The organism is Mycobacterium sp. E2462, assembly GCF_001672685.1.
In the GTDB taxonomy this organism is placed as follows: domain Bacteria; phylum Actinomycetota; class Actinomycetes; order Mycobacteriales; family Mycobacteriaceae; genus Mycobacterium.
The window spans coordinates 1-10,494 of the sequence record NZ_LZKC01000311.1; the positions used below are offsets into that span (position 1 = coordinate 1).

At 72.8% G+C, this 10,494-nt stretch carries 10 protein-coding genes and 1 pseudogene; 3 read left to right on the forward strand and 8 right to left on the reverse strand.

Annotated features, from left to right (window positions below):
• Positions 1-105: 105 nt before the first annotated feature.
• From A5714_RS15795 to A5714_RS15805, 3 genes are all read left to right on the forward strand, one after another.
• A complete protein-coding gene (locus A5714_RS15795; protein WP_068286541.1) occupies positions 106-1,224 on the forward strand; it encodes an alkaline phosphatase family protein in 1,119 nt (372 codons plus the stop codon).
• A 135-nt stretch (positions 1,225-1,359) separates the two neighbouring features.
• Positions 1,360-1,734, forward strand: a complete 375-nt coding sequence (locus tag A5714_RS15800; RefSeq protein WP_231975903.1) for a hypothetical protein — start codon at positions 1,360-1,362, stop codon at positions 1,732-1,734.
• Between the two features lie 121 nt (positions 1,735-1,855).
• Positions 1,856-2,800, forward strand: a complete 945-nt coding sequence (locus tag A5714_RS15805; RefSeq protein ID WP_068286547.1) for a PPE domain-containing protein — start codon at positions 1,856-1,858, stop codon at positions 2,798-2,800.
• On the opposite strand, the gene A5714_RS15810 is transcribed toward A5714_RS15805, so the two are convergent.
• The 8 genes and pseudogenes from A5714_RS15810 to A5714_RS15845 form a co-directional block, all read right to left on the reverse strand.
• Entirely contained in the window at positions 2,787-3,566 is a 780-nt protein-coding gene (locus A5714_RS15810) for a 3-oxoacyl-ACP reductase (RefSeq protein WP_068286550.1), read from the reverse strand. The genes A5714_RS15805 and A5714_RS15810 overlap by 14 nt on opposite strands.
• Positions 3,567-3,569: 3 nt before the next feature.
• Entirely contained in the window at positions 3,570-4,934 is a 1,365-nt protein-coding gene (locus A5714_RS15815) for an aldehyde dehydrogenase (protein WP_068286553.1), read from the reverse strand.
• A 2-nt stretch (positions 4,935-4,936) separates the two neighbouring features.
• Entirely contained in the window at positions 4,937-5,683 is a 747-nt protein-coding gene (locus tag A5714_RS15820) for a gamma-glutamyl-gamma-aminobutyrate hydrolase family protein (protein WP_231973673.1), read from the reverse strand.
• Positions 5,664-7,058, reverse strand: coding sequence for a glutamine synthetase family protein (locus tag A5714_RS15825; RefSeq protein WP_068286556.1), 1,395 nt, complete (start codon positions 7,056-7,058; stop codon positions 5,664-5,666). Before A5714_RS15825 ends, A5714_RS15820 begins: the two co-directional genes overlap by 20 nt.
• Before the next feature lie 21 nt (positions 7,059-7,079).
• On the reverse strand, positions 7,080-7,631 hold the full coding sequence (locus tag A5714_RS15830) for an alpha/beta hydrolase (RefSeq protein ID WP_068064540.1): 552 nt from the start codon (positions 7,629-7,631) through the stop codon (positions 7,080-7,082).
• Between the two features lie 151 nt (positions 7,632-7,782).
• Entirely contained in the window at positions 7,783-9,282 is a 1,500-nt protein-coding gene (locus A5714_RS15835) for a cobyric acid synthase (RefSeq protein WP_068286561.1), read from the reverse strand.
• A gap of 4 nt (positions 9,283-9,286) precedes the next feature.
• Positions 9,287-10,144 carry a type I methionyl aminopeptidase gene (gene map / locus A5714_RS15840; protein WP_068064480.1) on the reverse strand — a complete coding sequence of 286 codons (858 nt, stop codon included), beginning with the start codon at positions 10,142-10,144 and terminating at the stop codon, positions 9,287-9,289.
• A 155-nt stretch (positions 10,145-10,299) separates the two neighbouring features.
• Positions 10,300-10,494 (reverse strand): annotated as a pseudogene (locus A5714_RS15845) (hypothetical protein); the annotation flags it as partial.

Consider the following 10,494-nt stretch of genomic DNA (forward strand, 5'->3'; position numbering starts at 1 on the left):
TGAGCCTCCCGCGGGAGGCCGGTCTAGGCGCAGCGGGGGGCCGCCCAAAGCGCAACGGCGACAGCGCCGCGCGCCGGCCGGCGGTCGTCGTGCCACACTGACCGGGTGCCCGGTTCCCTGTGCGACATCATGCCCGCGGCGGCGGCCCTGCTGGGCGCGCCCGGCGCGCACGACGCCCTGGGGCTGGCCGACGCGGTGGGCGCCGTCGACCGCGTCTGCGTGGTGCTGGTCGACGGGCTGGGCTGGCAGCTGCTGCCGTCGCTGGCCCCCGCAGCGCCGCTGTTGGCGTCGGTGCTGGCCGGCGAGGCCGGATGGATCAGCCGCTTGGATTGCACCTTCCCCTCGACCACGCCCACCAGCCTGGTGTCGCTGGGCACCGGTGCGCCGCCCGGCCAGCACGGCATTCTGGGCTTCACGCTCAACGTGCCCGGCACGGATCGGGTGCTCAACCACATCCGGTGGCGCGACGACCCGCCGCCCGGCGTGTGGCAGCCGCTGCCGACCTGGTTCGGGCGGCTCAACGACGCCGGCATCGCGGCGCGCGCCGTCCTGCCGGCGGCCTTCCTCGGCAGCGGGCTGACCGACGCGGCCTATCGCGGCGCCGCATTCCGCCCCGCCGAGCCCCGCGACGACTACGCGGCGCTGGTGGTCGACGAGCTGCGGGCGGCGCCGGGGTTGGTGTATGGCTACACCGCCGAACTGGACACCGCCGCCCACGTCTTCGGCGTCGGCTCGGATCAGTGGCACACCGCCGCCGCCCAGGTCGACGCGCTGCTGTCCCGCTTGCGGGCGGGCCTGCCGCCGCGCGCCGCGCTGCTGGTGACGGCGGACCACGGCGGCCTCAACGTGCCGGCCGAGACCCGCGTCGACCTCGACGCCGACGCGCGCCTCGCCGCGGGCGTCCGGGTGGTGGCCGGTGAACCGCGGGTCCGCTACCTGCACACCGACCCGGGCGCCGCCGACGACGTGCGGGCAGCCTGGGCGGAGGTGCTGACCGGCCGCGCCGAGGTGTACAGCCGCGAGCAGGCGGTGGCCACCGGGATGTTCGGGCCCGTCGACCCGCGGCACCTGCGGCGAGTCGGTGACGTCGTGGCGGTGTGCACCGGTGACACCGCGGTGCTGGCCACCGCCCACGAGCCACCGGAGACGGCACAGCTGATCGGGTTTCACGGCGCCGCCACCGCCGCCGAGATGGCCATCCCGTTGATCGCGGTGCGCGGCTGAGGGCCGAATACACATCCGACTTGCACCGTTCTCACAGCTCGCACGGGCCGTCGCCGCAGGACGGTGTTGTAACGTCGGTCCACTGTGGGGCATCGGGACACTGGTCGAGCGCGACGATGGCTGTCGGCCGTCGGCGTGGCCGCCGCGGTCAGCCTCCTCGCCGCGCTCATCGCCGGATCGGCGCTGCGGCCGCAATACTCCGCCGCCACCCTGCCCGAGCCGGCGGTCTGGTCGCACGGCGCCGGCCACGTTGGGGTGCATGCGCGGCCGATGACTCGCCCCGCCGCCGCCCCGGCCGCGCCGGCGACCAAGAAGCCGTTCCGCAGCATGTGGATGACGCGCGAGCGGCCGCAGACCTGGACGCGGGGCGCGCCGCCGTGTTATCGCACCCCGCTGCCGGCGTCCTTCGCGGCCGCGCGCGTTGCGGCCGACGGCGCCCGCGCCGGGCCACTCTCCAATGCAGTGCTGGCTCAAGACCTTTCGACATCGCTGTGCATCGCGCGCTGCTGACGCGCGCTGTCGCTGAGACCTGACCGGGCTCGGCGCCGCGCGTTCGGCAGCGAACGCCTTTGGGCCGCAAACCTTTTGCGGCCGCGGGCCGGCCACCGCCGATGTCTGGAGACCGAAGAGCATGCATTTCACGACGCTTCCGCCGGAACTGAATTCCGCGCGCGTCCGTTCGGGACCGGGCCACCGCCCGCTGGTGCGCGCCGGCGAGGCGTGGCAGGTGCTGAGCGAGCGGCTGCGCGCCATGGCGGCCGCCTACGCGCCGATGGCCGCCATGCCGTCGGCCGCGGCCATGGCCGCCTGGCTGACCACCGTCGCCGAGCAGGCCGAGGAGACGGCGGCCCGGGCCGGCGCGGCGGCCGCGGCGTACCGGTCCGCGGTGGCCGCCACCGTGCCGCCGGCCGAGATCGCCGCCAATCGCCTGCAGCGGACGCTGCTGGCCTCGACCGACCCTCTGGGCCGGACGGCCGCGGCGATCGCGGAGCTCGACGGCGAGTACGACCGGATGTGGGCCCGCGACGCCGACGCCCTGCGCGACTACGCGAGCGCGTCGGCCCGGGCGGCGGCGTTGACGCCGTTCGCCGCGCCGCCCGGAGCCTGGCGAGCCGGGGCGTCGGGCTGCTGGAAACTGACGGCGGCGCCGGACGTGGTCTCGACCGGCCGACAGGTGATGCCGGCGATCGCCGACGCGCTCGCGCGGCTGGCGTCGACGCCGATCCCGCCGTTCACCGCGGCGCTCGCGCCGGTCACGTCGTCGCTGTCCAAGCTGAGCTCGCTGTCGGCGCCGTCGGGCCTGGCGATAAGCCACCTCAACGCCGCGAACAAGGACGCCGCGCTGCGCGCGCTGTTCCCCCGGCGGGGCAACGGCGGGCCGGCCGTGCGGGTCGCGCGTGGCCGCGCGGCCGTCGTGGGCGCGCTGTCGGTTCCGCCGTCCTGGACGCGGGCCACGCCGCCGGTCGCGGCCGCCGCGGTCGGCGCCGCCCAGGGCTGGGCCACCGAGCGGCTACACCTGGTCGCCGGGAGCGAAGCGCCGTCGGGCCGGGGCGCGGCGGCGGTCAAAGGGGGGTGACGTAGGCGGCGCTGATGCCGCCGTCGACCAGGAACGTCGACGCGGTGATGAACGACGCGTCGTCGCTCGCCAAAAACGCCACGGCGGCAGCGATCTCGTCGGGATCGGCGAACCGCCCGACGGGCACGTGCACCAGCCGGCGGGCGGCCCGCTCGGGATCCTTGGCGAACAGCTCCTTGAGCAGCGGAGTGTTGACCGGGCCGGGGCACAACGCGTTCACGCGGATGCCCCGCCGGGCGTACTGCACCCCCAGCTCGCGGGACATGGCCAGCACCCCACCCTTCGAGGCGGTGTAGGAGATCTGCGACGTCGCCGAGCCCAGCACCGCGACGAACGACGCCGTGTTGATGATGGAGCCCGTGGCCGCCGGCACCATGTGCCGCAGCGCGGCCCGGCAGCACAGGTACACCGACGTGAGATTCACCTCCTGAACCCGTTGCCACGCCGGCAATTCCGTGGTCTCGATGAGATCATCGTCGGGCGGTGAGATGCCGGCGTTGTTGAACGCGATGTCGATGCGACCGTATCTGGCCGCCGCGGCGTCGAACAGCTCGTTGACCGCGTCCTCACGCGACACATCGGCGGGCACGTACAGCCCCGAAAGTTCTTCGGCCGCAGCGCCTCCGGCGTCGCCATCGATGTCGGCCACCACGATGGTGGCGCCTTCGGCGCGCATCCGGCGTGCCGCGGCCAACCCGATGCCGCTGCCGCCGCCGGTGACGACGGCGACGCGGCCCTTCAGCCGCTGGGTGAGATCGACCGGCACCGGCTACGCCTCCTTGATCGCGATGAACACGTTCTTCGTCTCGGTGAAGTGCAGAGGCGCGTCTGCGCCGAGCTCGCGGCCCAGGCCCGATTGCTTGAACCCGCCGAACGGCGTGGTGTAGCGCACCGACGAGTGCGAATTGACGGACAAATTGCCGGATTCCAGCGCACGCGACACCCGCAGCGCGCGGGACAGGTCGTCGGTCCAGATCGACCCGGACAGGCCGTAGTGGGTGTCGTTGGCCAGCGCGACGGCGTCGTGTTCGTCGTCGAAGGCGAACACGGTGACGACCGGGCCGAAGATCTCCTCCGTGGCGGCGCGGTCGGTGCGTTGCGGTGTCAACACCGTCGGCGGAAACCAGAACCCGCGCCCGCTCGGCACGTCGCCGCGGAACGCGATCGGCGCACCGTCGGGCACGTAGGAAGCCACCTTCTCGCGGTGCGCCGCTGACACCAGCGGACCCATCTCGGTGTCGGGCGAGGCCGGGTCACCCACGACGACACCGCGCACCGCAGGCTCCAACAACTCCATGAATCGGTCATACACGTTGCGCTGCACCAGTATTCGGCTCCGGGCGCAGCAGTCCTGCCCGGCGTTGTCGAACACCCCGGCCGGCGCGGTGGCGGCGGCGCGCTCGAGGTCGCAATCGGCGAAGACGATGTTGGCGCTCTTGCCGCCCAATTCCAGCGTCACCCGTTTGACCTGAGCGGCCGCGCCGACCATCACCTTCTTGCCGACCTCGGTGGACCCGGTGAACACGATCTTGCGCACGCCGGGGTGGGTGACGAACCGCTCCCCCACGACCGCACCGCGGCCCGGGAGCACCTGCAGCAGGTCTTCGTCCAGCCCGGCCGCCACCGCCAGCTCGCCGAGCCGGATGGTGGTCAACGGGGTCCACTCGGCGGGCTTGACCAACACGGCGTTGCCGGCGGCCAGGGCCGGCGCGATGCCCCAGGCCGCGATCGGCATCGGAAAGTTCCACGGCGTGATCACGCCGACCACGCCCAGCGGCTCGTTGAAGGTGACATCCAACCCGCCCGCCACCGGAATCTGCTTGCCGGACAGGCGTTCCGGGCTGGCGGCGTAGAACGTCAAGACGTCGCGGACGTGGGCCGCCTCCCACTGGGCCGAGGCCAGCGGATGCCCGGAGTTGGCCACCTCGAGCGCGGCCAGTTCGCCGCGGTGGGCGTCGACCACGGCGGCGAAGTCCCGCAGGGCCGCGGCCCGTTCGGCGGGGGCCAGCCGCGCCCACCGCCGCTGGGCGGCCTGCGCGCGGCGCACCGCGTCGTCGACCGCCGCGGCGTCGGCCAACTCGACCGACCCCAGCGCCTCCTCGGTCGCCGGGTTGATCAGCGGCGCCGTGTCCATGCTCAGCTCACCCGCCGGGCGTGCGCGCGGGCGGCGGCGACGATGGCGGCGAAAAGCCGCACGTCGTCCGGGGATTGCTCGGGATGCCACTGCACCGCCAGCACGAAATCGTCACCGGGCAACTCGACCGCCTCCACGACGCCGTCGGCGTCGGTCGCGCTGACCTCGAGGCCCGCGCCGACTTTGTCGATGGCCTGATGGTGATAACACTTCCCCTCCGCGCGCTCCCCGACCAGCGCCGCCAACCGGGTGCCGGCGACCGTGCGCACCGGCACCCGCGTGAACACGCCGTTGCCGGCCCGGTGCCCGCTGTGCCCGAGCACGTCGGGCAGGTGCTGGTGCAGCGTGCCACCGAAGGCCACGTTGAGCACCTGCGCACCGCGGCAGATGCCCAGCACCGGCAGGCCGCGGTCCAAAGCCGCACGCAGCAAGGCGATTTCCCAGGCGTCACGGTCGGTGCGCGGCGCGTCGGTCGTGGGATGGGGTTGCTGGCCGTAGCTGGCGGGGTCCAGGTCGTAGCCACCGGTGATCACCAGCGCGTGCACGCTGTCGAGCACCGCGGTGACGGACTCGGGATCGGCCGGTTGCGGGGGCAGCAGCAGCGGAACCCCGCCGGCCAGCTGGATCCCCTGGAAATAGTCGGCGGGCAGGTAGGCCGCGGGAACGTCCCAGATGCCGGTCCGCACCCGTTCGAGATAGGTGGTCAGGCCGACCACCGGGCGGCTCGGGCTATAGCCGTTCAAACCCACGCATCCTCTCCCAGTCGGTCACCGCCGCGTTGAACGCCGCAAGCTCCACCCGGGCGTTGTTCAGGTAGTGCGCGACAACGTCGTCGCCGAAGGCCTCCCGCACCCGCGGCGACGCCTCGAACGCCGCGGCCGCCTCGGCCAGCGTGGCCGGCAGCCGTTCGACGCCGCGGGCCTGGTAGGCATTGCCCGTGAACGGCTCCCCCAACGTCAGGCCCTGCTCGATACCGTACAGCCCGCCCGCCAGCAGCGCCGCCACGGCCAGATACGGGTTGACGTCACCGCCGGGCACCCGGCACTCGACCCGGGTGCTGCCGCCGTGCCCCACCACCCGCAGGGCGCAGGTGCGGTTGTCCAACCCCCAGCACAGCGCCGTGGGGGCGAAGCTGCCGTCGGCAAATCGCTTGTAAGAGTTGACATTAGGGGCGAGGAACAACGTGTGGTTAGGCAGCGTCGCCAACACGCCGGCGAGAAACCGGCGGAAGGTCACCGACATGCCGTGCGGGCCCTCGGGGTCGGCGAACACCGCGGCGCCGGCGTCATCACGCAACGACAGGTGGATGTGGCAGCTATTGCCTTCGCGCTCATCGTATTTCGCCATGAACGTCAGGCTCTTGCCGTGCTGGTCGGCGATCTCCTTCGCGCCGTTCTTGTAGACGACGTGGTTGTCGCAGGTGACCAGCGCCTCGTCGTAGCGGAAGCCGATCTCCTGCTGCCCGCGGTTGCATTCGCCCTTGACGGCCTCGAAGCGCAGCCCGGCGCCCTGCATGCCCCGCCGGATGTCGCGCAGCAGCGGCTCCATTCGCGACGACGCCGCGATCGCATAGTCGATGTTGTAGTCGCTGGCCGGCGTCAGGCCGCGGTACCCGCTCGCCCAGGCCTGCCGGTAGGGCTGCTCGAAGACCATGAACTCCAGCTCCGTGGCCACGTCGGCGACCAGCCCGCGCTCGGCCAACCGGTCGAGCTGGCGGCGCAGCACGGCACGCGGCGACGCGGTGACGGGGCTACCGTCGGGCCAGCCCACGTCGGCGATCACCAGCGCCGTCGCGGGCAGCCAGGGAACGAGCCGCAGGGTCGCCGGGTCCGGGCGCATCACCATGTCGCCGTAGCCGGTGTCCCAGCTCGACATCGCGTAGCCCGGCACGGTGTTCATGTCGACGTCGACGGCGAGCAGGTAGTTGCAGCAGTCGGCGCCGTGGGTGAGCACCTCGTCGACGAACAGCGACGCCGACACCCGTTTGCCCACCAGGCGGCCCTGCATGTCGGCGAAGGCGACGATGACGGTGTCCACCGCGCCCGCGTCCACGAGCTGTTCGAGCGCGGCCACCGACAGCGCCGGCCCGCTCGAAGGTGTCAGGGCGCGTTCCCGGTCGGCCATGACCGTCTAGTCAACCAGGCTTCACCAGGTGCTGGTGCGCAAGACGATCTCGGCGGCCAGTTGGGCCGTGGACTCCTGAACCGTGCGGCGCCCCAACTGCACCACCCGGTATTCGGCGTAGACGTATTGCTGGCTGGCGCGGGCCACCTCGCGGGCGGCCGGGGAGCTGGCCAGCACGGTGGTGCTGATTTCGACCGGCGGGCAGTGGCCGTCGCGCTCGGGGCCGCCCTGCCCGGACGCCCGCGGGTGCCCGCGGTCGACCACCACGAGGCCCACGAACCGGCCCAGCTTGGTCGCCGCCAGCTCCCACGCGAGCTGGCCGCCGGCGCGGTCGCCCACCACCACGGCCCATCCGATGCCGAGGGCGTCCAGGATGCCGATCACCGCTTTGGGCGTCAGCCGCGGATCCAGGCCGATGACCACGGTCCGCAACGACGCGGTGTGCAAGCGCTCGCACACCGCGTCGTACGCGGCGGGAGGGCGTTGCTCGTCGCTCACGATGACGACGACGACGCCCTTTTCGGGGCCGGCGACGTGTACCGGGACGGGAAACCCGTCGAGCGTGGTCATCATCGAGGGCACCTCCGCACGCTACAGCCACTCGGCGTGCGCGCGCGACGGTTCTGCACATCTTGGCTGGCCCGGCAACTTCGCCGGTTTCGCCGTGCGGCTGCCGGCATCGTTGGCAGCAACCGCGAGGGGCATCCCGGTTCTGCCGAATCCCTCACGGCCGCAACGCCGTTGCGATCCGCGGCCGAGGCGGCGGTGGACCGTGCAGCAATGTCCAGATGGCGTCGATGTCCAGGTGCGCGGCGAGCAGGTCGGCGGCCACGTCCAATTGGGCGTCGCGCCGCGCGCCGACATCGGTCTCGGCGGGGACGAAGCCGCCCCGACCGGCCGCCGCGGCGACCCGGGCCAGCCAGTCGCGCCGGAAGCCGTCGTTGTCGAGCAGGCCGTGCCAATGGGTGCCGAAGACCGCGCCGCGCACGACGCCGTGCGGCTCCCCGTCGCGGCCGAACCATTCGGCCTCGGCACACCGCGTGAGCCGGCCGTGGTGGATCTCGTAGCCGGCCAGCGGCGCCCCCCAGCGGCGCAGCACTTTGGCCGGGGCGAAGGCGATGTCGGCGTCCAGCAGCCCCAGCCCGGCCGTCCGGCCGGCCTTGGACTCCACCGGGTCGTCGATGCGTCGGCACAGCATCTGGAAGCCGCCGCAGATCCCCAGCACCGGCCGGCCGGCCGCGGCGTGCCGGGCTATCGCGTCGGCCAGGCCGCGCTCGCGCACCCAGGCCAGGTCGGCGACCGTCGCCTTGCTGCCGGGTAACACGACCAGGTCGGTGTCGGCCAGGTCCGCGGGGTCGGTCACCCAGCGCACCAGCACGCCCGGCTCGCAGGCCAGGGCCTCGACGTCGGTGGAGTTGGAGATCCGGGGCAACCGGACCGCGGCGACCCGCAGCCACTCGTCGCCGCGCGGCGGCTCGGGCGTCCCGACCACCCGGTGCGCGACCACCGACAGCGAGTCCTCGGCGTCCAGCCACAGGGCGTCGGTGAACGGCACCACGCCGTAGGTGGGTCGGCCGGTCAGGTCCCGCAGTTGGTGCAATCCCGGTTCGAGCAACGCCGGGTCGCCGCGGAACTTGTTGACGACGAAGCCGGCGATGAGCGCCTGGTCGGCGGGCTCGAGCACCGCCACCGTGCCGAATAGGTGGGCGAGCAGGCCGCCGCGGTCGATGTCACCGACCAGGATCACGGGTAGGTCGGCGGCCCTGGCCAGCCCCATGTTGGCCAGGTCGGTGGCCCGCAGGTTGATCTCGGCGGGCGAGCCCGCACCCTCGCAGATGACCGCGTCGAATTCGGCACGCAGCAAAGCCAATTCGTCAGCCACGACCGCGGCGAGGCGGTCCCGGTGTCGGACGTAGTCCGCCGCCGCGACCGAGTCGGCCACCTGGCCCTTGATCACCAGCTGCGAGGTGCGGTCGCCGCCCGGCTTGAGCAGGATCGGGTTGAACCGCACGCTGGGTTCCAAGCCGGCGGCCCGCGCCTGCAGCGCCTGGGCCCGGCCGATCTCGCCGCCCTCGACGGTGACGACGGAGTTGTTGGACATGTTCTGCGCCTTGAACGGCGCGACCTTGATCCCGGCGCGCGCCAGCAGCCGGCACAATCCCGCCACCACGACCGATTTGCCGGCGTCGGAGCTGGTGCCCGCGACCAGCAGCGCCCCGGTCACCGGTTCACGGCAGCGTGAGGATCTCGACGCCGGTGTCGGTCACCAGCAGCGTGTGCTCGAACTGGGCGGTCCACTTGCGGTCCTTGGTGACCACGGTCCAGCCGTCGTCCCAGATCTCGTAGTCCAGGCCGCCGAGGTTGATCATCGGTTCGATGGTGAACGTCATCCCCGGCTGCAGGACGGTGGTGATGGAGGGTTGGTCGTAGTGCAGCACCACCAGCCCGTTGTGGAAGGTGGTGCCGATGCCGTGCCCGGTGAAATCGCGAACGACGTTGTAGCCGAACCGGTTTGCGTACGACTCGATGACGCGGCCGACGATCGAGAGCGCCCGGCCAGGCTTGACGGCGTTGATCGCGCGCATCGTCGCCTCGTGGGTGCGCTCGACCAGCAGCCGGTGCTCCTCCCTGACGTCACCGGCGAGGAAGGTGGCGTTGGTGTCGCCGTGCACGCCGTCGATGTAGGCGGTGACGTCGATGTTGACGATGTCACCGTCCTGGATGACCGTCGAGTCCGGGATGCCGTGGCAGATCACCTCGTTCAGCGACGTGCAGCACGACTTCGGGTAGCCCTTGTAGCCCAGGGTCGAGGGGTAGGCGCCGTGGTCGATCATGTAGTCGTGGGCGATCCGGTCGAGCTCGTCGGTGGTCACCCCGGGCGCCACCGCCTTGCCCGCCTCGGCCAGGGCGCCGGCCGCGATCCGGCCGGCCACGCGCATCCTCTCGATGACGTCGGGCGTCTGCACCCACGGCTCGCTGCCCTCCTGGGCGGTGCGCTTGCCCACGTATTCGGGACGGGCGATGCGGGCGGGCACCGGCAGGGTCGCGGACAGTTCGCCGGGGGCGAGGGCGGTGCGGGCGGGCATACGACCAGCTTAATAGCTGGTGACCGCCACGCGTCGGCGACCGCGTGGGCCGCCGGGCGTGCGCCGGCGGCGTCGAGTGTGCTCGGGTGGCGGTAATTCGGCGGTAGCACCGCCGTGGCTGCACGCCCGGCCGCTCCGGGCGCCCCGCGCCGTCGTCAGGCCGGCCGGGCGCGGCGCCGCAGCGACCGGCGGGGTCCGCGGATGATCACCGACCCGCACACCACGCGGCCGGTGAGCACGACGTGGGGGCGGCCCTCCCCGGGCGCGTCCTTGCGCCGGTCGCTGGCGCTGCCGCCGTAGACCTCGACGTCGTCGATAGACGCGCTGGCGCCGTCGAGCCAGCGCATCAC

Coding starts and splice junctions, on each gene's coding strand:
- A5714_RS15825 (WP_068286556.1), bottom strand. CDS start 7,058: ATGGCCGACCGGGAACGCGCCCTGACACCTTCGAGCGGGCCGGCGCTG.
- A5714_RS15830 (WP_068064540.1), bottom strand. CDS start 7,631: ATGATGACCACGCTCGACGGGTTTCCCGTCCCGGTACACGTCGCCGGC.
- A5714_RS15815 (WP_068286553.1), bottom strand. CDS start 4,934: ATGGACACGGCGCCGCTGATCAACCCGGCGACCGAGGAGGCGCTGGGG.
- map (WP_068064480.1), bottom strand. CDS start 10,144: ATGCCCGCCCGCACCGCCCTCGCCCCCGGCGAACTGTCCGCGACCCTG.
- A5714_RS15805 (WP_068286547.1), top strand. CDS start 1,856: ATGCATTTCACGACGCTTCCGCCGGAACTGAATTCCGCGCGCGTCCGT.